Genomic DNA, 23,044 nt, shown 5'->3' with positions numbered 1-23,044 from the left:
GCGGATGCGACGCCTTTGTCGTGTGAATGGGGGATCGCCGTTGATCGCCACCGCAGGGGCCCCAGCAAGGGCCGGGCCAACCGCGCAAGTGGCGTGGAATCGGGTACCTGGCCGGCCGCCCGGCGCGCGGGCGAACCAGAAGGGGGCGCCGGGGCGGGCCCGGTGCCCGCCGATGGGGCGCTCAGTCCACCCGGTTGAACGCCGGGAAGGCCGTGCGCATGGCTTCGGGCATGGGCACCACCTTGCGCTGGCGGTAGTCGAAGAACACGAAGCCGGACTTGGCCATGGCCACCAGGGTGCCGTCGGCCGGGCGGCTGATGCGGAAGATGATGTCGCCGCCGTACCTGTTGAAGTCCATCACGCCCACCTCGAACAGCAGGCGGTCGCGGGCATGGGCCTCGGCGCGGTAGGTGGTGGCCAGGTCGGTGACGATGATGCCGATGCCGTCCGCGCCGACGCCCTCGCTGATGCCGAAGTCGAACAGGAAGCGGGCGCGGGCCTCGGAGATCATCGAGATCATGGAGTCGTTGCCCAGGTGGCGGGCGCCGTTGATGTCGGTGACGCGGACGGTCAGCTGGGTCTGGTAGCAGAACAGTTCCTCGGGGAACTGCAGGTCGAGGCGGGCCATGGGTACCTTGCGCGAAGCGGTGGAAGAAGGCGCCGATTCTAGGCCCTGGCGGCCCGCCCGGGCATCCTGCCGGCGGGTGATTTCAGCGGTGGGCGATGTTGATGTGGTAGAAGGTCACCCGCGCGCCCTCGTCGCTGGGGCCGTAGTTGTCGGCGATGTAGGCGCCGGCCTTGAAGTACAGCAGCTGCTTCGACCAGGTGCTGCTGAGCGCCTTGCTGTAGTAGTTCTCCGCGCCGTCGGCGCTGCGCGCGCGGATGCCCAGGTTGCCCGAGGAGGTGACGCGCAGGCTGTAGGTGATGCGCTCGCCCAGCTGCACGCCGTTGAGCAGGGGCACGTTGACCACGGCGGAATCGTCGGGGTGGTTGCGCACCAGGGCCTCGATGCGGCCGCTTTCCTGGCCAGGGATGTAGTGGTACTGCAGCTTGACCAGCGGCTCGCCGTCGTTGCTGTAGGGCGACTTGCTGTGGATCTGGCCGATGATCACCTTGTTCTTCGACGGCACCTGCTCCACCGCCAGGGTGGCGCGCAGCTCGTTGTCGGCGGCGCGGTAGTACCAGTTGTAGATGGAGCCGTCGGGCAGCGTCTCGCGCAGTTCGCTGCGCGGGAAGACGCTGTCGGAGGTGTGCGAGCCGGTGACCGGCACCCAGAAGCTCATGCGCGCGCTGTTGCGGGTGAAGAAGTGGCTCTGGTAGCCGCGGGCGATCTGCTGGGTGGTGACCTCGGTGGGCCTGGGGTCGGTGGGAACGCTGAGGTTCCAGGTGCTGATGTCGAGCATGGGGTGCCTCTTTCGGGCCGGCGCGCCGGCGCTGACGGATGGGCGTCCGGGTGCCTGGCCGCGCACGCCCACTGCGGGCTTCCGCGTAGGCGGCGGAAGCGGATGCTGGCCCCGCCGGTGGGGCGGGGCGGCGGCAGCATAGGCCGCTTCGCTCGCGGGCTGGGCCAGCAGCGGCGCTGGCGCGGTGATCGCGCGGTGCCGCCGCTGGCCACTGGCCGCGTGTCAGTGCCCCAGCATCTCGTGCATCGCGATGATCTGCTCGGCCACCTGCACCAGCTTCTGCTGGCGGCTCATGGCCTGGCGGCGCATCAGGGTGTAGGCCTCTTCCTCGGGGCAGCCCTTCATCTTCATCAGCAGCCCCTTGGCCAGCTCGATGCGCTTGCGCTCGGCCAGCTGCTGCTCGCGGGCCTGCAGCTGGGCGCGCAGGGCCTGGTCGCTCTCGAAGCGGGCCATGGCCACTTCGAGGATCGGCTGCAGGCGCGCGGCCTGGATGCCTTCGACGATATAGGCGCTGACCCCGGAGCGGATGGCCTGGCGCATCACCTGGGGGTCGTGCTCGTCGGTGAACAGGACGATGGGCCGCGGCTGGTCGCGGCTGACCAGCACCACCTGCTCCAGCACGTCGCGGCCGGGCGAGGCGCTGTCGATGAGGATGACGTCCGGGTGCAGGGCCTGGACCCGCGCCGGCAGGTCGACGCTCAGGCCGGATTCGTCGAGCACCTCGAAACCGGCCTCGACCAGGGCGGCGCGCAGGCGCCCGACCTTGCTCGCGGTGTCGTTGATCAGCAGGATGCGCAGCATCTTCGCAGCTCCCTCAGGCATCGTTCAGGGCGTGCAGGGCGAAGCCGCGGGCGTAGCCGGCCGGGTCCTCGCCGTTCCAGGGCTTGCCGTCGATCAGCGTCGAGCTGCGCAGGCCGCGCTCGTCCACGGCGATGCCCAGGGCCTGGGCGGCCTCGCGGTACAGCGCCTGTTGCTGCACCTGCGCGGCGACGGCCTGGTAGTCCGGCTCCCCGCGCAGCAGGCCCCAGCGGCGGAACTGGGTGATGAACCAGAGGCCATCGGACAGCCAGGGCTGGTTGGCCCGCCCGGCGTCGTGGAAGCGCAGCGGGTGGGCGTCCTTCCAGGCGTGGCCGAGGCCGTCCTGGTAGTGGCCGAGCAGGCGTGGCTCGATGCTCGCCAGGGGGGCGTCGAGGTAGTCGCTGCCGCTGATCAGCTGGGCGGTGCCGCGCAGGTTCTCTTCGCTGGCCTCGATGAAGCGGCTGGCGTCGAGCAGGGCCATGACCAGGGCGCGGGCGGCGTTGGGGCACTCCTCGACGAAGGCGCGGGTGGCGCCCAGGACCTTCTCCGGGTGGTCCGGCCAGATGGACTGGCTGGTGGCGACGGTGAAGCCCATGCCTTCGTCGATGGCCAGGGCGCCCCAGGGCCCGCCGGCGCAGAAGCCGTCGATGCGCCCGGCGCGCAGGTGCTCGACCATCTGCGTGGGGGGCACCACCAGGGTGTCGACGTCGCGCAGCGGGTGGATGCCCAGGCTGGCCAGCCAGTAGTAGAGCCACAGGGCGTGGGTGCCGGTGGGGAAGGTGTGCGCCAGGGTCAGCCGCGCGCCCTGGCCCAGGACCAGTTGGCGCAGGGCATCGGCGCTGGTCACGCCGTCGCGCTGCAGGGCGGCGGAGAGGTTGATCGCCTGGCCGTTCCGGCACAGGCCCATGAGCACCGCCATGTCGGTGGCCGGCACCCCGCCGATGCCCAGCTGCACGCCGTAGACCAGCCCGTACAGGCAATGGGCGGCATCCAGCTGGCCGCCGAGCAGGCCGTCGCGGAGCATGGCCCAGGAGCCCTGGCGGCGCAGGTTGAGCGTCAGCCCGTAGGGCTGGGCGAAGCCCTGGGTGGCCGCGACTATCAGCGAGGCGGCGTCGCTCAGGGCCATGAAGCCCAGGTCGAGCACGCTCTTTTCTGGTGCATCGGAGCCGGCGACCCAGGCCAGTGGGTGCAGCTTGGCGGTAATGTCGGTCATCGCTACCTCGGGGCAAAAAGGCGCCGCTTCGCGCCGCGACGGGCGGGCGAAGGGACGCCGGTGTCGGTGGACACGACCCGCCGTTGGGCCGTGCCGGGGAAGTTCTAGCAAGGGGAGTGCCAGGCCATGAAGAAAAGCCCCGCCGGGTGGCGGGGCTGGGAGGAAGGGAGCAATCCTCGAGACATTACAACTGGCACGGGCTCCGTCGCGGATATCGGCAGGGCCTGTGTTTCACCTTAGCCCGCTGGCGCGGTGGCGCAATGTGCAATAGGTATTAGGCCCAAAGTCCTGCTGGCACCTGGCCGGGCCCGCTCAGCGCGCCTGGATCCGCTCGATCCAGGGCTCCAGGCGCTGGCCGAAGGCCACCTCGGCGCCGAAGGGCTGCGGCTGCTCCTGGGCCGCGCGCTGCTCGGCGCGCGGGGCCAGGCCCTCCAGTTCGTCGTGCCAGCGCTGCGGCACGTTGAGCGCGCGCACGCCCTCGGTGCTGGCGCTGCCGCCCAGGGCCCAGGCGCGGTTGCGGTACAGCGAGATGGGCCGCACCTGGCCGTGGACGATGGCGTAGCGCTGGCGGTCCGGGTAGCGCTGGCGCAGGGCCTGCAGGTCGGTGCCGGCGTCGGCCAGGAACAGCCGGCTGGCGCGCTGTTCCTCGTTGTCCAGGGCGTTGCGCTGGAAGTCGCGTTCGCTCTTCAGGTGCACGTCGTCGGGGCTGGCGGCCAGGCGCTTCTCCGCCTGGGCCAGGCGCTCGCGGGCCAGGCCCAGCTCGCGCTGGTACAGCGGGCCGTCCAGCTCCAGCACCAGCAGGGCGTCGCGGGCCTGCTGGCGGTCGAAGGCCAGGGCGCTGTCGCGGTCGACCTTGCCGGGCACCTGGAAGCCCAGCGCGCGCATGGTCTCCAGGGGGATGCGTGGCGCCCAGGCGGCGTTGGCCTCGTCGCCCGGGATGCGCCACAGCAGGCGCAGGCTGACGCCGCTGTTCTCGCGGTGCCAGTCGCTGTTGCGCTGCAGCTCGCGCTCGCCGAGGCTCAGGCGGCTGTCCGGCTCGCCGCTGCGGTTCCAGGCCGCGGCGCCGAGGGCGGCGGCGTTGCTCAGCAGGATCAGGCCCAGGCCCAGCAGCAGGCCGTGGTTGCGGGTGAAGTTCATCACAGGCGTCCTCCCAGCAGGCCATGGGCGTTGCGCAGGTAGCGCAGGAACAGCAGGATCAGCACCGCCGCCACGCCCAGGGCGAGGAAGAACAGGTACTTGGGCAGCACCTCCCACCACCAGTCGTAGAACTTGGTGAAGAGGAAGATGACGAAGAACGCCAGGCCCGTGTTGACCACCTCCGGCCATTCGCGGTGCGCGCCCAGCCAGATGGCCGCGGCGGCGCAGGCGAAGCCGAGCACCTGGTACAGCCCCTCGACGCGGTGCGGGGCGAAGGGCAGGTAGCTGCCGTTGCCCCAGTTGGCCAGCACCAGCATGGGGACGAACAGCGCCAGCAGGCCGAACACCCGGTACAGCGCGGCGAAGCCGTCGAAGCGGCGCTGCTCGAACGCCAGCGGCACCAGGAACACCAGCACGGCGGCGGGGAAGAAGTTCTCCGGGCGCTCGCCCGCGTCCAGCCAGTAGACGCCGCTCCAGGTGCCGATGCGCGCGGCGATGAAGCCCATCAGGCAGAGCAGCCCGGCGGCCAGCAGCAGGCGCGCGTCGCACAGGTAGGCCAGCAGCAGGGCGTAGGCCGCCCAGGGCAGCAGGGCGCGCTCGGACGGGGTGATGTTGAAGATCTGCCCGAGCATGCTGATGTTCAGCACCAGCGCGGCGAAGGCCAGCATGGCCGCCAGCTTGGCGAAGTAGCCCGAGGCGTCGCGGCGCTGCAGCCAGAAGGTGGCCAGCAGGGTGAGCAGCGAGGCGCCGATGAGGATGGCCACCTGCACGGCTTCGCCGAACAGGCCCCAGAACTGGTAGAAGAGGAAGAACAGGCTGGCTGCCAGGGCCAGCGCGCCGAGGAAGGAGGCGATGCGCATGCCCAGGGACAGGCGGCTGTCCTGGCTGTCGCGGTCGATGTCGAACTGCTCGCGGTAGCTGTCCAGCAGGCGCAGGTGGTGCGCCTGCAGGCCCTCGCGCTGGGCCGCGTCCAGGCTCAGTGCGCCTTCCTCGCCCAGGCGCTGCAGCTCGCGGGTGAAGGCGTGGATGTCATTGACCCGCTGCTGGGCATCGTGATGGCTGAGCGTGGGCATGGAGCACCTCGTGGGGACGACTGTCTTGCCGACTGCACCGAATCGCTCTGCGCAGCATGGGTTTCGCAGGCTCAACCCATCCTGCGAGTGCGCTCATCCGCTGGAGTGGGGCGGTCACTCTTCCACTCTAGCGACTCCCGCGGCGGCGCTCCACTGCGGCGCTCAGCCGCGGCTGGCGAGCCAGGCGCGCCAGTCGAAAGTCGGTGTCGGCCGGCTTGCGCGCCGCGGCAGACTGCGCGGACCATCCACCCCATCGGAGTCGCCCATGTCGCACCTGCTGTCCTTCGCCAAGGGCGCGCTGGCCATGTTCTGGCTGGCCGCCGCGGTCAACCTGCTGTACCCCTTCGGCGAGCTGTACCGCCCGCTGCTGCTGCTCTCGGTCGTGCTGCTGGCGGTGCATGCCGGCGAGGTGCTGCTGCTGGGCCGGCGCCTGAAGGCACGCCCGCAGCCCTGGCTGGAACGCCTGCAGGTGCTGTTCTTCGGCGTCCTGCACCTGCCTGCCCTGAGGTAAATAGGTGATTTACATAAGCTTTACCCTGTGGCCGGGCACTGCCATGGGGGCGGCGGGTCTGATCGTATAAGCCGCTGGTTCGAAGCGGATGCCGATCAGGAGTTAGCCATGCGTCGTCTTCTCGTTGCCCTGCTGTTGTTCCTGCCGCTGTCCGGCTGCGTGGTCTACGAACACGACCACGGTGGCTGGCGCGGCGGCCACCGCTACTACGCGCCGCCCCCGCCGCCGCCGCGCTACGCGCCGGCCCCCGGCTACTACTGGCGTCGCTGATGCCACCGCTGACGGCACCCTCGGGTGCCGTCAGTCGTTCTGCGCCGGGCCCTCGGTGGGCTGGCCGTCGACCTCCAGCAGCCGTTCGACGAAGGCCTGCGCCGCCGGCGACAGGCTGCGGCTGGCGTGGCGCACCAGGCCGTAGGCCGAGCCGCGCAGCGCGGCGTCGCCGGCCTGGCGCGGCCAGGCCAGGGTGGCCAGGCGCCCGGCGGCGACGTCGGCGGCCACCACGTCGGCCACCGCCAGGCAGAGCACGTCGCTGCCGCGCACCAGTTCCTTGAGCATCAGCACGTCGTCGCACTGCACGTCCAGCGGCTGTTCGCGGCCCAGGGTATGCGCCAGGCGCTGCTGGGCGTCGCGCGGCAGGCGCGGGCCGGCCAGCGGGTAGGCGCGCAGGTCGTCGATCGCCAGTGGCCCGCGGGCCAGCAGCGGGTGGCCGGGGCGGCAGAACAGCAGGCTGTCGTGCACCCGCAGCGGGTGGATATCCAGGCGCGGGTCGTCCTGCAGTTCGCGGCAGTCGGCGACGAACAGCTCCAGCTCGTCGTCCAGCAGGCGCCGGTGCAGGACCTGCCAGTTCTCGATGGCCAGCGCCACGCTGACCCGCGGGTGGGCCCGGCTGAAGGCCGCGAGGGTCTGCGGCAGCAGGCGCGCGGCGGGGAAGGGGCCGGCGCCCAGGCGCAGCTCGCCGGCCTCCAGGTTGCCCAGCTGGCTCACCGCGTTGTCCAGCGCGCGGCTGCCGGCCAGCAGCCGGCGCGCGTGTTCCAGCACCAGCCGGCCGTGGGCGGTGAGGCTGATGCCGCGCGGGTTGCGGTCCAGCAGACGGCAGTCGAGCTGGCTTTCCAGGGCCTGGATGCTGCGTGAGAGCGCCGGCTGGCTGAGGTTCACCGCCTCGGCGGCGCGGGCGAAGTGGCCGTGTTCGGCGAGGGCGACGAAATGGCGGAGCTGGCGCAGGTCGATCATGCTTGATTTGCATCGAAGTTGGTAAAGGAATGCATTGGAATTATGAGCATGCCTGCCGGCATAGTGCCAGGCATTCCCATAACAAGAACCGGAGTCTTCCATGCTGCGCCTTTCCGCCGCCGTCCTGCTGGCCGGCCTGTCGCCCCTCCTGCTGGCCGCCGACGACCCCGCCGATGCGCCCAAGCCGCCCAGCGCCTTCACCGTGGCCCTGCAGCAGAAGGTGCGCGAGGCGCTGCCGTTCGGCGACCGCGCCGACTTCGCCCGCGTCGAGCAGGGCCTGATCAAGCGCCCGGAACAGCTGGTGATCCGCAACGAGGACGGCAGCGTGGCCTGGCAACTGGGCGGCTTCGGCTTCCTCGACGCCGGCCGGGACATCGACAGCATCAACCCCAGCCTGCAGCGCCAGGCCCTGCTCAACCTCAAGTACGGGCTGTACAAGGTCGCCGACGGCATCTACCAGGTGCGCGGCTTCGACCTGGCCAACATCACCTTCGTCCAGGGCGACAGCGGCTGGATCGTCATCGACACCCTGACCACCCCGGCCACCTCCAGGGCCGCCTACGCCCTGGTCAGCCAGGAACTGGGGCAGCGGCCGATCAAGGCGATCATCTACAGCCACGCCCACGTCGACCACTTCGGCGGGGTGAAGGGCCTGGTGAGCCAGGAGCAGGTGGACGAGGGCGAGGTGCAGATCATCGCGCCCAAGGGCTTCATGGAGTCGGCCATCAAGGAGAACGTGCTGGCCGGCAACGCCATGCTGCGCCGCGCCACCTACCAGTACGGCACCCAGCTGCCCCAGGGCCCGCGCGGCCTGGTCGACATGGCCATCGGCAAGGCCGTGGCCCACGGCCCCATGAGCCTGATCGCGCCGACCCGCACCATCGACAAGCCCGACGAGCAGCTGCGCATCGACGGCGTCGACCTCGCCTTCCAGAACACCCCCGGCACCGAGTCGCCGTCGGAGATGAACGTCTGGCTGCCGAAGCAGAAGGCGCTGCTGATGGCCGAGAACGTCACCGGCACCCTGCACAACCTCTACACCCTGCGCGGCGCCGAGGTCCGTGACGCGCTGGGCTGGAGCAAGTACATCAACGAGGCGCTGCACCGCTACGGCAACCAGGCCGAGGTGATGTTCGCCGTGCACAACTGGCCGCGCTGGGGCCACGACGACATCGTCCGCACCCTGGAGAAGCAGCGCGACCTCTACGGCTACCTCAACGACCAGAGCCTGCACCTGGCCAACCAGGGCGTGACCATCAACCAGATCCACGAGCGCTTCCAGCTGCCGCCGGAGCTGGCCAACGAGTGGTACAACCGCGGCTACCACGGCTCGGTCAGCCACAACGTGCGCGCGGTGGTGAACAAGTACCTGGGCTACTACGACGGCAACCCGGCCACCCTCAACCCGCTGGCGCCGGAGGATTCGGCGAAGAAGTACGTGGAATTCATGGGCGGCGCCGAGCATGTGCTGCAGATGGCGCGGAAGTCCTTCGACCAGGGCGAGTACCGCTGGGTGGTGGAGGTGGTCAACAAGCTGGTCTTCGCCGAGCCGGGCAACCAGGCCGCCCGCCGCCTGCAGGCCGACGCCCTGGAGCAGCTGGGCTACCAGGCGGAGAACGCCGGCTGGCGCAACAGCTACCTGGCCGCGGCGGACGAGCTGCGCCATGGCGTGCCGCGCGACCTGCCGCCGCTGAAGACCTCCAGCGCCGACGCCCTGGCGGCCATGGACACCGGCCTGCTGTTCGACTACCTGGGCGTGCGCCTGAACGCCGGCAAGGCCGAGGGCGAGGATTTCGCCATCAACCTGGTGCTGCCGGACATCGGCCAGGAATACCTGCTGGAGCTGAAGAACTCGCACCTGAACAACATCCGCGGGGTGCGCAGCGAGGACGCCGGGCAGACGGTGACCCTCGACCGCGCCGACCTCAACCGCCTGCTGCTCAAGGAGGTCAACCCGGTGGTGCTGATCGCCCAGGGCAAGCTGAAGAGCTCGGGCAACCCGCTGCTGCTGGCGAAGCTGTTCGGCATGCTGGACGACTTCGACTTCTGGTTCGACATCGCCACGCCGGCGCAGCGCGAGGGGTGATCGGGGCCGTGGGGCGCATAACGCCCCAGGCGTTATCCGCCGTTTGACCTTGGTTACCGGCCCGCTCGGTGTCGAGCTTGGCGCTGGTCATGCATTTCCGGATCGACCGAGGCAGGGTCGATGGGAAAGGTGAGGCGGCGGATAACCGCGAACGGTTATTCGCCCTACGCCGCCCCACCCGCGGTATTCCCCTGTAGGAGCGCGCCCTGCGCGCGAATCGCGGGCAGGGCCCGCTCCTACAGTCTGTCGTGAGGCACGGCATTTCCCCGTAGGACCTTGTCCGCGATGGCTCCTACATTGTTCCGCTCAATAGGCCACGGTGAAGCGCTGGCGATGGTGGGCGGGGGTTTGCGCCTCGTCGAGCATGGCCACGGCCAGGTCGGGAAGGGAGATGCGGCTTTCGCCCTGGGCGTCGAACAGCACCTGGTCGCCGCCGATACGGAACTTGCCGGTGCGCTGTTCGCCTTCCAGGAGCATGGCCGGGCTGAGGAAGGCCCAGTCCAGGTCCTTTTCGCCGCGCAGCTGGTCGAGGGCGTCGGCGGCGCCGAGGGCGCCCTGTTTCCAGGCTTCCGGGAACTCCGGGCTGTCCACCAGGCGCTGGCCGGGGGCGATTTCCAGGCTGCCGGCGCCGCCAAGCACCAGCAGGCGCTTCACCCCGGCGGCCTTGGCGCCTTCGAGGATGGCGCGGCTGCCGCGGGCGTGGGCGGCGCGGATGTCCGGGTTGCCCCAGCCGGCGTTGAAGGCGCTGATGACCAGGTCATGGCCGGCGACGGCCCTGGCCACCTGCGCGGCGTCGTAGACGTCGGCGCGCACGACCGTGAGGCCGGCGCGGTTGGCCAGCTTGGCCGGGTCACGGGCCAGCGCCGTCACCAGTAGGCCGCGGCGCAGCGCTTCTTCCAGGAAATAATGGCCGACGTGGCCGGTGGCACCGATCAGGGCGATCTTCATCTTGCGACTCCATGGGAAAGGCCGTGGCACGGCGGAATGGCGCCCATGATCGACCTTGCCCGGCGCGGGAAAAACCGGCCGGGCCGCCATGCACTCGTAAGCTGCGCTTCACAATCCCTGGTCGAACAGCTTCTGCACCACCGAGAAGTCCTTGTCGCCGAAGCCCTGCTTGAGCAGCAGGCGGTAGAGGCTGGTGGCCAGGCTGCCCAGGGGCGTGGCGTTGCCGGTGAGTTGCGCGGCCTCCTGGGCCAGGCCGAGGTCCTTGGCCATCAGCGCGCTGAGGAAGCCGCCCTCGTAGCCGCGCGAGGCCGGGGCGTTCTCCATCACCCCGGGCCAGGGGTTGTAGACCTCCAGCGCCCAGTTGCCGCCGGAGCTGCGCCGCATGATCTCGGACAGCACCAGCGGGTCCAGGCCGTTGGCCACGCCCAGGGCGAGGGATTCGGCGGTGCCGATCATGAGGATGGCCAGCAGCTGGTTGTTGCACACCTTGGCCACCTGCCCGGCGCCGTCGAGGCCTGCGTGGAAGATGTTGCGGCCCATGGCGGCGAAGATCGGCCTAGCCTTCTCCAGCACCTGGGCGTCGCCGCCGACCATGAAGGTGAGGGTGCCGGCCACGGCGCCGCCGACGCCGCCGGAGACCGGTGCGTCGAGCATGGGGATGCGGCGTTCCGCCGCCGCGTGGTGGACCTTGCGCGCCGAGGCCGGGGCGATGGTCGAGCATTCCAGCACCAGGGTGCCGGGGGCGATGTGCTGCAGCAGGCCCTGCTCGCCGAGGTAGAGCCCCTCGACGTGCTGGCTGGCCGGCAGCATGGTGATCACCACGTCGACGCCGTCCACCGCGTCGTGGGCGCTGCGCGCGGCGCTGGCGCCCAGCGGCACCAGGCCGTCGACGGCGCTCTGCACCAGGTCGAAGACCCGCAGCAGGTAACCGGCCTTGAGCAGGTTGGCGGCCATGGGCGCGCCCATGTGGCCGAGGCCGATGAAGGCTATCTGTTTCATCCGCGTTCTCCTCTGGTTGCCAGGGTGAACGCCGCGAGGCTTTTCTTTTCGTAGGAGCGAGCTTGCTCGCGAACCCGCCTGGCACCCGCGGCGTCAGGGAAAAGCGTTCGCGAGCAAGCTCGCTCCTACGGGGGAGGGGGCGGGGCTAGAGATCCGCCAGCGGGTGCGCGCCCTCCCAGGTCGCCTCGAAATGCGCGTCCACCACTGCCTCAGGTATGGCAGCGATCTCCGGCCAGTGCCAGTGCGGCGTGTTGTCCTTGTCGATCAGCCGGGCGCGCACGCCTTCGGGGAACTCCGGGTGGCGGCAGCAGTTCAGGCTCATGGCGTACTCCATGCGGAACACCTCGGCGAGCGACGAATGGCGCGCGCGGCGGATCTGTTCCCAGACCAGCCGGGCGGTCAGCGGGCAGCCGCCGGCCAGGGTCCTGGCCGCCTTGGCCAGCAGCGGGTCGGCGTCGTTCTGCACGGCGGCCAGGGCCTGCCAGGCGTCGCTGGCGTCGGCCACGTCGAGCAACTGGTCCAGGCGTTCGCGGCGCGGCAGCAGCTGGGCCTCGGGCAGTTCGCCGCGGGCCTCGTGCTCCAGGGCGCGGAGCAGGCTGTGCAACTGCACCTCCGGCTGTTCGCGCCAGTTCAGCTGGACCAGGCCGGTGAGCAGGACCTCCTGCTGGCCGTCGAGCAGGAAGCGGTCGGCCAGGTCCAGGTCCAGCGCGTCGCGGGCGTTCATCTGGGTGGCGCCCAGGCCGAGGAACAGCCCCAGGCGCCCCGGCAGGCGGGCGAGGAACCAGCTGGCGCCGACGTCCGGGTACAGGCCGATGCTCACCTCCGGCATGGCCAGGCGGCTGGACGGGGTGACGATGCGCACCCCGGCGCCCTGCATCAGGCCCATGCCGCCGCCCATGACGTAGCCGTGGGCCCAGCAGATCAGCGGCTTGCCGTAGGTGTGGATGAGGTGGTCGAGGCGGTATTCGTCGGCGAAGAAGCGCCGCGCCAGCTCCGGCACCTCGCCGGGGCGCTCGCGGCAGGCGTCGACCAGCTTGCGCACGTCGCCGCCGGCGCAGAAGGCCTTGGAGCCGGCGCCGCGCAGCAGCACGCAGGCGATGTGCGGGTCGTCGCGCCAGATCTTCAGGCGCTGCAGCAGCGCCTCGATCATCGGCAGGCTGAGGGCGTTGAGGCTCTTCTCCGCGTCCAGGGTCGCGATGCCGATGCGGAAGCCGTGCAGGCCGTGGCGTTCCTCGAAAAGTACGTTCATGGGGCGGTCCTTACTTGTTGCGCCAGTTCGGTTCGCGTTTCTCCAGGAAGGCGTTGACGCCCTCGCGGGTGTCGTCGGCGTCGAACAGGTCGACGAAGCGCTCGCGCTCCTCCGGCAGCCAGGTGTTCGGGCCGCGCTCGCGGGCACCCTGGATCAGCGGCTTGATGGTGCGCACCGCCACCGGGCTCTGCCGCGCCACCTTGGCCGCCAGCAGCAGGGCGGTGCCGCGGGCCTCGCCGCTGTCCACCACCTGTTCCACCAGGCCGATGCGCTGGGCGGTGTCGGCGTCCACCCGCTCGCCGCAGAGGATCATGCGCTTGGCCCAGCCTTCGCCCACCAGCCAGGCCAGCGCCTGGGTGCCGCCGGCGCAGGGCAGCAGGCCCACCGCGGCCTCGGGCAGGGCCATCTGGGCGTGGCGCTCGGCGATGCGGATGTCGCAGGCCAGGGCGCATTCCAGGCCGCCGCCCATGGCGTAGCCGTTGACCGCGGCGATGGACACGCCGCGGAAGTCGCGCAGGGCCTCGAAGGCTTCGCCGAAGCGCCGGGCCATCTCGCGGGCGCGGGCCTTATCGCCGTCGGCGAACATGTTCAGGTCGGCGCCGGCGGAGAAGAACTTCGGCCCCTGGCCGGTGATCACCAGGGCGTAGATGTCGTCGTCGCGGTTGAGGTGCTCGATGAGCTGGCGCAGGCCGATCAGCGAGTCGCGGTCCCAGGTGTTGGCCGGCGGGTGGTTGATGGTGATGAGCGCGGTGTGGCCGTGCTTCTCCACGGTGAGCTTGTGGGTCAGGTCGAAGTGGCCGGGCTTGTAGGGTTCGACGGCGGTGCTCATGGGGTTCTCCTTGGCAGGGCGCGGGCCGTGGCCGGCGCCGGGGTATGCGGGGACTCTAGGGGGCCCGGGCCTGGGCGTCCATGTCCGTTGCGTTCGAATTGGACCGCGTGGCCGGGCGTTTTTTCCATTTATCTGCGCGGTGCTTTTCGTGGCATGGGTATCGCTTCGCTCGACCCATCCTACGGGGCTTCGTGCTTTCCGCTTTTCGTAGGAGCGAGCTTGCTCGCGAACCTGTCGCAATTGTTCGCGAGCAAGCTCGCTCCTACGAAGATCAAAGGCGCTACAGCAAACGGTCGAGCATGCCGCCCTGGTCCAGCAGGCGGCGCGCGACTATCACCCGCATGATCTCGTTGGTGCCTTCGAGTATCTGGTGCACGCGGCTGTCGCGCACCCAGCGCTCCAGCGGGTAGTCGTTGAGGTAGCCGTAGCCGCCGTGCAGCTGCAGCGCCTCGTTGCACAGGGCGAAGCAGCGGTCGGTGGCGAAGCGCTTGGCCATGGCGCAGTACAGCGTCGCCTCGGCATCCCTGTGGTCCAGCTTGTGCGCGGCCAGGCGCACCATCTGGCGGCTGGCGGTGAGGTCGGTGAGCATGTCGGCCAGCTTGAACTGCAGGGCCTGGAACTCGGCCAGGGCCTTGCCGAACTGCTTGCGTTCCTCGACGTAGCGCAGCGACTGCTCCAGCGCCGCCTGGGCCGCGCCCAGGGAGCAGCTGGCGATGTTCAGGCGGCCGCCGTCCAGGCCCTTCATGGCGTAGACGAAGCCCTGGCCCTCGGGGCCGATGCGGTTGCCCGCCGGGATGCGCACGCCCTCGAAGGTGATGGTGCGGGTGGGCTGGGCCTTCCAGCCCATCTTGTCCTCGTTGCGGCCGTAGCGGATGCCCTCGGCGTTGGCCGGCACCAGGAAGCAGGAGATGCCCTTGGCGCCGTCCGCGCCGGTGCGCGCCATGACGATCAGCACGTCGGTGGCGCCGGCGCCGGAGATGAAGGTCTTGGCGCCGTCCAGCACGTACTCCTCGCCGTCGCGGCGGGCGCGGGTGCGCAGGTGGGCGGCGTCGGAGCCGGCGTCCGGCTCGGTGAGGCAGTAGGAGGCCAGCGACTCGCCGCCGATCAGCCCGGGCAGCCACTGCGCCTTGAGCGCGGCGTCGCCGAAGCTGGCGAGCATCCAGGTGGCCATGTTGTGGATGGTGATGTAGGCGGTGGTGGCCACGCAGCCGGCAGCCAGTTGCTCGAAGATCAGCGATGCGGACAGCCGCGACAGGCCCAGGCCGCCGTCGTCCTCGGCGATGTACAGGCCCAGGTAGCCCTGCTCGGCGGCGCGGCGGATGACGTCCACCGGGAAGTGGTGCTCGCGGTCCCAGTCCGCGGCGTGCGGCGCCAGCTCGTGGCGGGCGAAGGCCCTGGCGCTTTCCACCAGCAGGCGCTGTTCTTCGCTGAGATCGAATTCCATGGAGCTTCCTCGGTTTGTTCTTGTGAAGTGGGACAGCCTGCCACGGTTATAGCGCGAGGCGGGCCCCGCTGTGGATTGACGATCTTGCCCCGGGGATGGACGATCTTGGTATTGGATCGACTTCATCGAGGTGCTCGTCCGCATGTCCGGCAGCCCGCTTCTCTCGGCCTGGCCCCTGCCGCAGCAGGGCGTCCGCTTCATCACCCCGCCGCGCCTGCGCCGCGCCCTGGCGCGGCACCCGCTGGGCCAGGCCTGCTACCCGCTGGCGCTGGGCTATTACCCGGCCGCCGCCGGGCACCGCATGGAGCGCCAGGCGCCGGACGACCACCTGCTGATCTACTGCAGCGCCGGGGAGGGCTGGCTGGAGACGGTGGATGGACGATTCGAGGTGCTCGCCGGCGACCTGCTGGTGCTGCCCCGGGGGCGCGTGCATGCCTATGGCGCGGCGGTCGAGCGGCCCTGGTCGATCTACTGGGTGCACCTGGACGGCGCCCTGGCCGAGGAGTTCCTGCGCCCGCTGGGTTCCTCGCCACGCCTGCGGGTGGGCGTGCAGCCGCGCCTGCGCGGGGAGTTCGACGCGCTGCTGGCGCTGCGCCGCCAGGGCCTGAGCCTGCCGCACTTCATCCATGCCGCGCAGCTGCTGCAGGCCCTGCTGACCTCCCTGGCGCTGCGCCCGGTGCGGGCGCGGCTGAAGTCCGGCGCGGTGCTGGACATCGAGGCGGTGCAGGCGCTGATGCGCGAGCACCTGGACAGCAGCCTCAACCTCGACGAGCTGGCCGCGCAGTTCCGCCTGTCGCGCTTCCATTTCGCCAAGACCTACCGCGCGCTGACCGGCCAGGCGCCGATCCAGGACTTCATCCGGCTGAAGATGACCCACGCCTGCCGCCTGCTCGACCAGGGCCACCTGGAGGTGCGCCAGGTGGCCGAGCAGCTCGGCTACGCCGACGCCTACTACTTCTCGCGGCTGTTCAAGCGGGTGGTGGGCATGGCGCCCAGTCACTACCGGGCGCTGCACCAGGGGTAGGGCGGCTCAGCGGCCGGCCAGCAGGCGCTGCCAGAGCTTCACTTCTTCCGCCAATTGCTTGCGCAGCTGAGGGACCGGCTGCTGCAGCGCCGGGCAGGCCCGCGCCAGGCGGCGGAACGCCGGCAGCTCGGCCAGGGCGTCGCCGGCCAGGGCCGGGTCGCGCAGCTGCTCGGCCACCTGCACCAGGTCGGCGAGGTCGGCCGGGCCGTCGTGCTCGCGGGCCCAGCGGGTGCGCTGGCGGGCGCACTCGATGGTCAGGGTGGGCAGCTTCCAGACGGTCATGATGACCACGCCGATGTCGCCGGACAGTTGCTCGCACAGGCGCTGCAGCGACTCGGCGTCACGCGGGTAGTCCGGCCAGCGCTCCAGCTCGGCCAGCAGCGGCAGGCTGCCGACGTCCTGCAGCAGGCCGGCGAGGATGGCGTCGTCGGCCCCGGCCACCCGGCCGTGCTGGGCCAGCAGGGCGCTGTAGGCGGCGCGCTCGCGGGCGGCGTTCCAGCGCGCGCGGAACATCTGCTGGAGGATGCGCTCCTTGCCGATGTAGAGGTTGCGCAGGGAGAAGCCCAGCACCAGGTTGCCCAGGCGCCGGGTGCCCAGGCGCGCCAAAACGTCGCGCAGCGAGGCGCAGGGGCGCGCGCCGCGCAGCAGCGGGCTCTCGGCGAACTGCATGAGGTAGGCGGCCAGCGGCGGGTCGGCGTTGATCACCCGCGCCAACTGCTCCAGCGAAGTGCGTGCATCGCCCAGCAGGCGGCGCACGCGCAGGTGCGCCTCGGGCATCTGCGGCACCTTGGCCTCGCCCTTGAGGAAACGGTTGTACAGCGCGAAGCGCACGGCGTCGGCAGGGGGGATGGCAGGGGAGCTTTCCGAGGGATCCATGGACTATGCCGCATTGACAAGGGGCGGGAGCTTTTCTTAGGGTGCGGCGGCCATGTTCCATCAGGTGTCCCATGACCGAGAGCGACGATCGTATCAAACTGGAAGAGAGCTGGAAGAGTGCCCTGCGCGAGGAGTTCGACAAGCCGTACATGCGCGAGCTGGGCGAATTCCTGCGCAGGGAGAAGGCTGCCGGCAAGGTGATCTACCCGCCGGGCCCGCTGATCTTCAACGCGCTCAACTCCACCCCCCTGGACAAGGTGAAGGTGGTGATCATCGGCCAGGACCCCTATCACGGTCCCGGCCAGGCCCACGGCCTGTGCTTCTCGGTGCAGCCGGGGGTGCCGGCGCCGCCGTCGCTGCAGAACATCTACAAGGAGCTGCAGCGCGACCTGAACATCCCCATTCCCAGCCACGGCTACCTGCAGCACTGGGCGGAGCAGGGCGTGCTGCTGCTCAACACCTCGCTGACGGTGGAGCACTCCCGCGCCGGTTCCCATGCCCAGGCCGGCTGGCAGCATTTCACCGACCGGGTGATCGAGGTGGTCAACGAGCGCTGCGACGGCGTGGTCTTCCTGCTCTGGGGCTCCCACGCGCAGAGCAAGCAGAAGCTGATCGACCCGCGCAAGCACCTGATCCTCAAGTCCGCCCACCCCTCGCCGCTGTCGGCCTACCGCGGCTTCCTCGGCAACGGGCATTTCAGCCGGACCAACAAGTTCCTCGAGCAGAACGGCAAGGCGCCGATCGACTGGGCGTTGCCGGAGGTTTGAGGGGGCTGCCGGGGAACACCGGTGTCCGATGGCGGATAACGCCGTAGGCGTTATGCGCCCTACGAGCGTGCCACCGGGTGGTTCCGTGTGGAGGGGGCAATCGACCGTAGGGCGAATAACCGTTCGCGGTTATCCGCCGTTGGCCGTGCCATCGGATTGAAACCCGCGCTGCGCTCAGCCCTCCGGCAGCGTGTAGCGCTCGGCGAAGTACTGGCGGAAGAACTCCACCGCCACCCGCACCTTGGCCGAGCTGGCCAGGGGCGAGGCGTGCACCGCCCAGATGTCCGCCGCCTGCTGGTACTCCGGCAGCACCTGCACCAGGCGCCCGTCGGCCAGGCTGTCGTGCACGTCCCACCAGGAGCGCAGCAGCACGCCGCGGCCGTCCAGGCACCACTGGTGCACCACCTCGCCGTGGTTGGACGACAGCGGACCGGTGACCTTCACGCTTTCCTCGCCGTCCGGGCCTTCCAGGTGCCAGATGCCGAAGGGGTGGTCGCGCTCCTTGATCACCAGGCAGTCGTGGCTGGTCAGCTCGGCCAGGCTGCGCGGCGTGCCGCGTCTTTCCAGGTATTCCGGGGCCGCGCAGAGCACCCGGCGGTTGCGCGCCAGGGGCTTGGCGATGAGGTTGGCGGCGATCTCGTTGCCCACGCGGATGTCCAGGTCCACGCCCTCGGCCAGCAGGTCCACCAGACGGTCGTGGACGTCCAGGCGGATGTCCAGCTGCGGGTAGCGCGCCGCCAGTTCCGACAGCGCCGGGGCGACGAAGCGCCGGCCCAGGCCCAGGCTGCTGGCGATGCGCAGCTGGCCGCTGGGCTCGCGGTGCAGCGCCGAGACCTCGTCGCCCATGCGCTGCACCGAGTCGAGGATGCGCAGCGCCCAGTGGTAGACGCGTTCGCCGTCCTCGCTCACCGACACCCGCCGGGTGGTGCGGTGCAGCAGGCGTACGCCGAGGTTCTGCTCCAGCAGGCGGATGCGCTTGCTGATGAAGGCGGTGGACATGCCCAGCTCGCCGGCGGCGGCGGCGAAGCTCGCGCGCCGGGCGACCTGGACGAAGACGGCGAGGTCTTCCAGGTTCGGCAGATTGTTCACGATTCGTGTCTTAAGAATCCATGGATGGCGGGATTATGTTTTCGATTGGCGCTTATAGCATGGGCGGCACGCTTTCCCTACACCCAACAAGCCCTGATACCAACCAGCCCTGATACCAACAAGAGTGTGCCCAGCATGAGCAAGACCTATCGCATCGCCGCCATCGCCGGCGACGGCATCGGCAACGAAGTCCTTCCCGAAGGCCTGCGCGTCGTCCAGGCGGCCGCGGCCAGGCACGGCCTGGCGCTGGAGTTCGAGCACTTCGAGTGGGCCAGCTGCGACTACTACCTGCAGCACGGCAAGATGATGCCCGACGACTGGTTCGAGCAGCTCAAGGGCTTCGACGCCCTGTACTTCGGCGCCGTCGGCTGGCCGGACAAGGTGCCGGACCACATCTCCCTGTGGGGCTCGCTGCTGAAGTTCCGCCGCGAGTTCGACCAGTACGTGAACATCCGCCCGGTGCGCCTGTTCCCCGGCGTGCCGTGCCCGCTGGCCAACAAGCAGCCCGGCGACATCGATTTCGTGGTGATCCGCGAGAACACCGAGGGCGAGTATTCCTCCCTGGGCGGGCGCATGTTCGAGGGCACCGAGAACGAGTTCGTGCTGCAGGAGTCGGTGTTCACCCGCCGCGGCGTCGACCGCATCCTCAAGTACGCCTTCGACCTGGCCCAGACCCGCGAGCGCAAGCGCCTGACCTCGGCCACCAAGTCCAACGGCATGGCCGTGAGCATGCCCTACTGGGACGAGCGCACCGCGGCCATGGCTGCCGGGTACCCGGACATCACCTGGGACAAGCAGCACATCGACATCCTCTGCGCGCGCTTCGTGCTGCAGCCGGAGCGCTTCGACGTGGTGGTGGCCTCCAACCTGTTCGGCGACATCCTCTCCGACCTCGGCCCGGCCTGCGCCGGCACCATCGGCATCGCGCCCTCGGCCAACCTCAACCCGGAGCGCAAGTTCCCCTCGCTGTTCGAGCCGGTGCACGGCTCGGCGCCGGACATCTACGGCCAGAACATCGCCAACCCCATCGCCATGATCTGGTCCGGCGCGCTGATGCTGGACTTCCTCGGCCAGGGCGACGCGCGCTACCGCGCCGCCCACGACGACATCCTCGCGGCCATCGAGCAGGTCATCGCCGCGGGCGAGGTGACCCGCGACATGGGCGGCCAACGCTCCACCCGGGAAGTGGGCGAGGCCATCGCCGCGCGCGTCGCCGGCTGAGTGCGCCCTGGCGGCCCGGGACGCGGGCCGCCGATCATCCGGAAAGCCGCGTGAGACCTGCGCCTCAGGCTTGCAGGCAAGAGGAGTTACAGGCAAACTGTTAACCATTGGATTTTAGTTAACTTAAGGTTAACAGAAAGGAGAGCGAGCCCAGCCGAACGAAATAACCCTTCCCACCCCACAGACGGGATTTGCCTACCCGCGGGCGGGGAGACTTCCATAGCTCCAGGAGTCGATTGATGTCGCACAAGAACAAAAAGATTGATGTGTTCCTGATAACCGTAAGCCTTGTCGCCGTGCTGCTCACCGTGGTCGGCCTGGCCGCCTTCCCGGAACAGTCCGGGCAACTGGCCAACACCCTGTTCGAACTCTCCACCCGTACCTTCGGCACCAGCGTGCAGCTGCTGGTGTTCGGCAGTTCCCTGGTGGTGCTGTACCTGGCCTTCAGCAAGTACGGCAACATCCGCCTGGGGAGCGGCAAGCCGGAATACTCCACCGCCACCTGGGTGTTCATGTTCATCTGCGCCGGCATGGGCTCCTCGACCCTGTACTGGGGCGTGATGGAGTGGGCCTACTACTACCAGACCCCCGGCCTGAACATGGTGCCGGAGTCGGCCCAGGCGCTGGAATACAGCGTCAGCTACTCGTTCTTCCACTGGGGCATCAGTGCCTGGTCGATCTACGCGCTGGCCTCGCTGGCCATGGCCTACCACTTCCACGTGCGCAAGAAGAGCGGCCTGAACCTGGCCTCCATCGTCGAGGCCGTCACCGGCTTCAAGGCCACGGGCCCCGTGGGCCGCGCGGTGGACCTGATCTTCCTGCTGACCATGATGGGCGCGCTCACCGTGTCCCTGGCGCTCACCGCCTCGACCCTCACCCGCGGCCTGTCCGGCCTGGTCGGCACCCCCGACACCTTCATGGTGCAGCTGCTGGTGATCGGCGTGATCGCCGTGCTCTTCTCGCTCAGCTCCTACATCGGCATCGACGGCGGCCTGCAGCACCTGAGCAAGATGGTCTGCTACGGCGCCCTGGTGTTCGCCGCGGTGGTGCTGCTGGTCGGCCCGACGCAGTTCACCATCAACAACACGGCCAATTCCATCGGCCTGATGATCCAGAACTACGTGCACATGAGCCTGTTCACCGACCCGGCGGGGGATGGCGCCTTCACCCGCAACTGGACGGTGTTCTACTGGCTCTGGTGGGTGTCCTACGCGCCCGGCGTGGCCATGTTCGTGACCTGCGTGTCGCGCGGCCGGCAGATCAAGGAAGTGGTGTTCGCCCTGCTGATGGGCGGCAGCTTCGGTTGCTGGTTCTTCTTCGGCGCGCTGGAAAGCTACAGCATGCACCAGTTCATCAGCGGGGCCATCGACGTGCCGAAGATCCTCAGCGAGCACGGCGGCGAGAGCGCGGTGGAAACGCTGCTGGCGGCCCTGCCGATGGGCAAGGCGTTCCTCGCCGTGTACCTGTTCATCATGGCGGTGTTCTGCGCCTCGCACATGGACGCCGCGGCCTACGCGGTGGCCGCCACCAGCACCCGCAACCTGCAGGAAGGCGACGACCCGACGCCGACCCACCGGCTGTTCTGGTGCGTGACCCTGACCCTGGTGCCGCTGGCCATGCTCTTCGCCAAGGCCTCGCTGTCGACCATGAAGACGGCCGTGGTGCTCACCGCCATCCCGTTCATGGCGATCCTGCTGGTGAAGATCTACGGCTTCCTCAAGTGGATGGTGCAGGACTACGGCCAGATGCCGGCGCACCTGATCGAGGAAGAGGCCACCCGCCTGGCCGGCGAGGAGCCCCACGCCGAGCCGCAACCGGTGGCCGCCGCGGCGCCCGCGCAGTAAGCGATACGGCCCGCCTCCCGAGCGGAGGCGGGCACCTTGCGGCAAATTTTTTTGCCCGGCTTGTTAACCAATAGATGTCCGTTAACCAATAAGTAAAAAGCACGGCTACGCCCGTGCCCGACACCGGAGACCAACCGATGAACGACTTCCAACGCCTGCCAGCCGACTTCTGCGCCAACCACGAAGAAGCCTTCACCATCCCCGCGCACTTCTACACCAGCAAGGCGGTGTACGAGCACGAGAAGGAAGCCATCTTCGCCCGCAGCTGGATCTGCGTGGCGCACCGCAGCGAAGTGGCGGAGAACAACGCCTACATCACCCGCGAGGTGATCGGCGAAAGCATCATCGTCGTGCGTGGCCGCGACGGCGTGCTGCGCGCCTTCTACAACGTCTGCCCGCACCGCGGCCACCAGCTGCTGGAAGGCAGCGGCAAGGCCAAGAACGTCATCGCCTGCCCGTACCACGCCTGGACCTTCAAGCTCGACGGCGAGCTGACCCACGTGCGCAACTGCGACGCCGTGCAGGGTTTCGACAAGGGCGACTACGGCCTGGTGCCGCTGCGCGTCGAGGAGTACGCCGGCTTCATCTTCATCAACATGGACAACGACGCCGGCAGCGTCGAGGACCAGTTGCCGGGCCTGGAAGCCCGCATGCGCCAGGCCTGCGCGGTGATCGACGACCTGCAGCTGGCGGCGCGCTTCGTCACCAGCACCCCGGCCAACTGGAAGTCCATCGTCGACAACTACATGGAGTGCTACCACTGCGGCCCGGCGCACCCCAGCTTCGCCGACTCGGTGGACGTCGGCCAGTACGGCCACACCCTGCACGGCAACTGGTCGCTGCAGTACGGCATCGCCAAGTCCTCGGAGCAGTCGTTCAAGGTCGACGAGTCGGTCACCGACCCGTCCTTCGCCGGCTTCTGGGCCTGGCCCTGCACCATGTTCAACGTGCCGCCGGGCGCCAACTTCATGACCGTGATCTACGAGTTCCCGGTGGACGCCGAGACCACCCTGCAGCACTACGACATCTACTTCCTCGACAAGGAGTTGACCGAGGAGCAGAAGGTGCTGGTGGAGTGGTACCGCGACGTGTTCCGCCCCGAGGACCTGCGCCTGGTGGAAAGCGTGCAGAAGGGCCTGAAGTCCCGCGGCTACCGCGGCCAGGGCCGGATCATGGTGGACAAGCAGCGCAGCGGCATCAGCGAGCACGGCATCGCCCACTTCCACAACCTGATCGCCGTCGCCCACCTGGACGCCTGAGGCCGACCGCCGCCGGCCCGTGCGGCCGGCGGCGGCGCCTGGAG

The 23,044-nt window shown here is 69.5% G+C and carries 22 protein-coding genes; 8 read left to right on the top strand and 14 right to left on the bottom strand.

Going from position 1 to position 23,044, the window contains the following annotated elements; all coding sequences use genetic code 11:
- Positions 1-181: 181 nt before the first annotated feature.
- The 6 genes from CHC02_RS13340 to CHC02_RS13315 form a co-directional block, all read right to left on the bottom strand.
- Positions 182-628: a thioesterase family protein gene (locus CHC02_RS13340; protein WP_089391937.1), complete on the bottom strand. Its 447-nt coding sequence runs from the start codon at positions 626-628 to the stop codon at positions 182-184.
- A gap of 82 nt (positions 629-710) precedes the next feature.
- Entirely contained in the window at positions 711-1,403 is a 693-nt protein-coding gene (locus CHC02_RS13335) for a polysaccharide lyase family 7 protein (protein ID WP_089391936.1), read from the bottom strand.
- Positions 1,404-1,625: 222 nt separating this feature from the next.
- Positions 1,626-2,204 (bottom strand): ANTAR domain-containing response regulator, encoded by a 579-nt coding sequence (locus CHC02_RS13330; RefSeq protein WP_089391935.1) that lies wholly within the window; start codon positions 2,202-2,204, stop codon positions 1,626-1,628.
- Between the two features lie 13 nt (positions 2,205-2,217).
- Positions 2,218-3,414: a CmpA/NrtA family ABC transporter substrate-binding protein gene (locus CHC02_RS13325; protein ID WP_089391934.1), complete on the bottom strand. Its 1,197-nt coding sequence runs from the start codon at positions 3,412-3,414 to the stop codon at positions 2,218-2,220.
- 312 nt (positions 3,415-3,726) lie between these two features.
- Positions 3,727-4,551: a DUF4824 family protein gene (locus tag CHC02_RS13320; protein WP_089391933.1), complete on the bottom strand. Its 825-nt coding sequence runs from the start codon at positions 4,549-4,551 to the stop codon at positions 3,727-3,729.
- Positions 4,551-5,624 (bottom strand): DUF2157 domain-containing protein, encoded by a 1,074-nt coding sequence (locus tag CHC02_RS13315; RefSeq protein ID WP_089391932.1) that lies wholly within the window; start codon positions 5,622-5,624, stop codon positions 4,551-4,553. Before CHC02_RS13315 ends, CHC02_RS13320 begins: the two co-directional genes overlap by 1 nt.
- Positions 5,625-5,889: 265 nt before the next feature.
- On the opposite strand from CHC02_RS13315, the gene CHC02_RS13310 reads away from it, so the two are divergent.
- Entirely contained in the window at positions 5,890-6,135 is a 246-nt protein-coding gene (locus CHC02_RS13310; protein ID WP_089391931.1) for a DUF1145 domain-containing protein, read from the top strand.
- A gap of 108 nt (positions 6,136-6,243) precedes the next feature.
- A complete protein-coding gene (locus CHC02_RS30205) occupies positions 6,244-6,405 on the top strand; it encodes a hypothetical protein (protein WP_167364830.1) in 162 nt (53 codons plus the stop codon).
- A gap of 30 nt (positions 6,406-6,435) precedes the next feature.
- On the opposite strand, the gene CHC02_RS13305 is transcribed toward CHC02_RS30205, so the two are convergent.
- Complete coding sequence (locus CHC02_RS13305) at positions 6,436-7,365, bottom strand: LysR family transcriptional regulator (protein WP_089391930.1); 930 nt, start codon at positions 7,363-7,365, stop codon at positions 6,436-6,438.
- A gap of 100 nt (positions 7,366-7,465) precedes the next feature.
- Here CHC02_RS13305 and CHC02_RS13300 point away from each other — a divergent pair, with 100 nt between their 5' ends.
- Positions 7,466-9,451: an alkyl/aryl-sulfatase gene (locus CHC02_RS13300; RefSeq protein ID WP_089391929.1), complete on the top strand. Its 1,986-nt coding sequence runs from the start codon at positions 7,466-7,468 to the stop codon at positions 9,449-9,451.
- A gap of 306 nt (positions 9,452-9,757) precedes the next feature.
- On the opposite strand, the gene CHC02_RS13295 is transcribed toward CHC02_RS13300, so the two are convergent.
- The 5 genes from CHC02_RS13295 to CHC02_RS13275 all read right to left on the bottom strand — a co-directional run bounded on the left by CHC02_RS13295 (position 9,758) and on the right by CHC02_RS13275 (position 14,920).
- Complete coding sequence (locus CHC02_RS13295; RefSeq protein ID WP_089391928.1) at positions 9,758-10,399, bottom strand: NAD(P)-dependent oxidoreductase; 642 nt, start codon at positions 10,397-10,399, stop codon at positions 9,758-9,760.
- A gap of 108 nt (positions 10,400-10,507) precedes the next feature.
- Entirely contained in the window at positions 10,508-11,398 is an 891-nt protein-coding gene (gene mmsB, locus CHC02_RS13290) for a 3-hydroxyisobutyrate dehydrogenase (protein WP_089391927.1), read from the bottom strand.
- Positions 11,399-11,543: 145 nt separating this feature from the next.
- Positions 11,544-12,647: an enoyl-CoA hydratase/isomerase family protein gene (locus CHC02_RS13285; RefSeq protein WP_089391926.1), complete on the bottom strand. Its 1,104-nt coding sequence runs from the start codon at positions 12,645-12,647 to the stop codon at positions 11,544-11,546.
- Between the two features lie 10 nt (positions 12,648-12,657).
- Positions 12,658-13,476: an enoyl-CoA hydratase gene (locus tag CHC02_RS13280; RefSeq protein ID WP_089391925.1), complete on the bottom strand. Its 819-nt coding sequence runs from the start codon at positions 13,474-13,476 to the stop codon at positions 12,658-12,660.
- 280 nt (positions 13,477-13,756) lie between these two features.
- Positions 13,757-14,920, bottom strand: coding sequence for an isobutyryl-CoA dehydrogenase (locus CHC02_RS13275; RefSeq protein WP_089391924.1), 1,164 nt, complete (start codon positions 14,918-14,920; stop codon positions 13,757-13,759).
- Positions 14,921-15,062: 142 nt separating this feature from the next.
- Here CHC02_RS13275 and CHC02_RS13270 point away from each other — a divergent pair, with 142 nt between their 5' ends.
- Positions 15,063-15,944 carry an AraC family transcriptional regulator gene (locus tag CHC02_RS13270; protein WP_089391923.1) on the top strand — a complete coding sequence of 294 codons (882 nt, stop codon included), beginning with the start codon at positions 15,063-15,065 and terminating at the stop codon, positions 15,942-15,944.
- Positions 15,945-15,950: 6 nt separating this feature from the next.
- Here CHC02_RS13270 and CHC02_RS13265 read toward each other — a convergent pair whose 3' ends face one another.
- Positions 15,951-16,820 (bottom strand): HDOD domain-containing protein, encoded by an 870-nt coding sequence (locus tag CHC02_RS13265; RefSeq protein WP_176450326.1) that lies wholly within the window; start codon positions 16,818-16,820, stop codon positions 15,951-15,953.
- A gap of 71 nt (positions 16,821-16,891) precedes the next feature.
- Here CHC02_RS13265 and ung point away from each other — a divergent pair, with 71 nt between their 5' ends.
- Complete coding sequence (gene ung, locus CHC02_RS13260) at positions 16,892-17,587, top strand: uracil-DNA glycosylase (RefSeq protein ID WP_089391922.1); 696 nt, start codon at positions 16,892-16,894, stop codon at positions 17,585-17,587.
- Positions 17,588-17,761: 174 nt separating this feature from the next.
- Here the strand turns inward: ung and CHC02_RS13255 are convergent, their stop codons facing one another.
- Positions 17,762-18,676: a LysR substrate-binding domain-containing protein gene (locus CHC02_RS13255; protein ID WP_089391921.1), complete on the bottom strand. Its 915-nt coding sequence runs from the start codon at positions 18,674-18,676 to the stop codon at positions 17,762-17,764.
- A gap of 135 nt (positions 18,677-18,811) precedes the next feature.
- Here CHC02_RS13255 and CHC02_RS13250 point away from each other — a divergent pair, with 135 nt between their 5' ends.
- The 3 genes from CHC02_RS13250 (at position 18,812) to CHC02_RS13240 (ending at position 23,000) form a co-directional block, all read left to right on the top strand.
- A complete protein-coding gene (locus tag CHC02_RS13250) occupies positions 18,812-19,897 on the top strand; it encodes a tartrate dehydrogenase (RefSeq protein WP_089391920.1) in 1,086 nt (361 codons plus the stop codon).
- A gap of 239 nt (positions 19,898-20,136) precedes the next feature.
- On the top strand, positions 20,137-21,741 hold the full coding sequence (locus CHC02_RS13245; protein WP_089391919.1) for a BCCT family transporter: 1,605 nt from the start codon (positions 20,137-20,139) through the stop codon (positions 21,739-21,741).
- A gap of 137 nt (positions 21,742-21,878) precedes the next feature.
- A complete protein-coding gene (locus tag CHC02_RS13240) occupies positions 21,879-23,000 on the top strand; it encodes an aromatic ring-hydroxylating oxygenase subunit alpha (RefSeq protein ID WP_089391918.1) in 1,122 nt (373 codons plus the stop codon).
- Positions 23,001-23,044 lie beyond the last annotated feature (44 nt).

Origin of the sequence: Pseudomonas delhiensis, assembly GCF_900187975.1 — a bacterium.
Classification (GTDB): Bacteria; Pseudomonadota; Gammaproteobacteria; order Pseudomonadales; family Pseudomonadaceae; genus Pseudomonas; species Pseudomonas delhiensis.
This window is presented reverse-complemented; position numbering and strand designations above follow the sequence as displayed.

Coding starts and splice junctions, on each gene's coding strand:
- CHC02_RS13340 (WP_089391937.1), bottom strand. CDS start 628: ATGGCCCGCCTCGACCTGCAGTTCCCCGAGGAACTGTTCTGCTACCAG.
- CHC02_RS13335 (WP_089391936.1), bottom strand. CDS start 1,403: ATGCTCGACATCAGCACCTGGAACCTCAGCGTTCCCACCGACCCCAGG.
- CHC02_RS13330 (WP_089391935.1), bottom strand. CDS start 2,204: ATGCTGCGCATCCTGCTGATCAACGACACCGCGAGCAAGGTCGGGCGC.
- CHC02_RS13325 (WP_089391934.1), bottom strand. CDS start 3,414: ATGACCGACATTACCGCCAAGCTGCACCCACTGGCCTGGGTCGCCGGC.
- CHC02_RS13320 (WP_089391933.1), bottom strand. CDS start 4,551: ATGAACTTCACCCGCAACCACGGCCTGCTGCTGGGCCTGGGCCTGATC.
- CHC02_RS13315 (WP_089391932.1), bottom strand. CDS start 5,624: ATGCCCACGCTCAGCCATCACGATGCCCAGCAGCGGGTCAATGACATC.
- CHC02_RS13310 (WP_089391931.1), top strand. CDS start 5,890: ATGTCGCACCTGCTGTCCTTCGCCAAGGGCGCGCTGGCCATGTTCTGG.
- CHC02_RS30205 (WP_167364830.1), top strand. CDS start 6,244: ATGCGTCGTCTTCTCGTTGCCCTGCTGTTGTTCCTGCCGCTGTCCGGC.
- CHC02_RS13305 (WP_089391930.1), bottom strand. CDS start 7,365: ATGATCGACCTGCGCCAGCTCCGCCATTTCGTCGCCCTCGCCGAACAC.
- CHC02_RS13300 (WP_089391929.1), top strand. CDS start 7,466: ATGCTGCGCCTTTCCGCCGCCGTCCTGCTGGCCGGCCTGTCGCCCCTC.
- CHC02_RS13295 (WP_089391928.1), bottom strand. CDS start 10,399: ATGAAGATCGCCCTGATCGGTGCCACCGGCCACGTCGGCCATTATTTC.
- mmsB (WP_089391927.1), bottom strand. CDS start 11,398: ATGAAACAGATAGCCTTCATCGGCCTCGGCCACATGGGCGCGCCCATG.
- CHC02_RS13285 (WP_089391926.1), bottom strand. CDS start 12,647: ATGAACGTACTTTTCGAGGAACGCCACGGCCTGCACGGCTTCCGCATC.
- CHC02_RS13280 (WP_089391925.1), bottom strand. CDS start 13,476: ATGAGCACCGCCGTCGAACCCTACAAGCCCGGCCACTTCGACCTGACC.
- CHC02_RS13275 (WP_089391924.1), bottom strand. CDS start 14,920: ATGGAATTCGATCTCAGCGAAGAACAGCGCCTGCTGGTGGAAAGCGCC.
- CHC02_RS13270 (WP_089391923.1), top strand. CDS start 15,063: ATGTCCGGCAGCCCGCTTCTCTCGGCCTGGCCCCTGCCGCAGCAGGGC.
- CHC02_RS13265 (WP_176450326.1), bottom strand. CDS start 16,820: ATGGATCCCTCGGAAAGCTCCCCTGCCATCCCCCCTGCCGACGCCGTG.
- ung (WP_089391922.1), top strand. CDS start 16,892: ATGACCGAGAGCGACGATCGTATCAAACTGGAAGAGAGCTGGAAGAGT.
- CHC02_RS13250 (WP_089391920.1), top strand. CDS start 18,812: ATGAGCAAGACCTATCGCATCGCCGCCATCGCCGGCGACGGCATCGGC.
- CHC02_RS13245 (WP_089391919.1), top strand. CDS start 20,137: ATGTCGCACAAGAACAAAAAGATTGATGTGTTCCTGATAACCGTAAGC.
- CHC02_RS13240 (WP_089391918.1), top strand. CDS start 21,879: ATGAACGACTTCCAACGCCTGCCAGCCGACTTCTGCGCCAACCACGAA.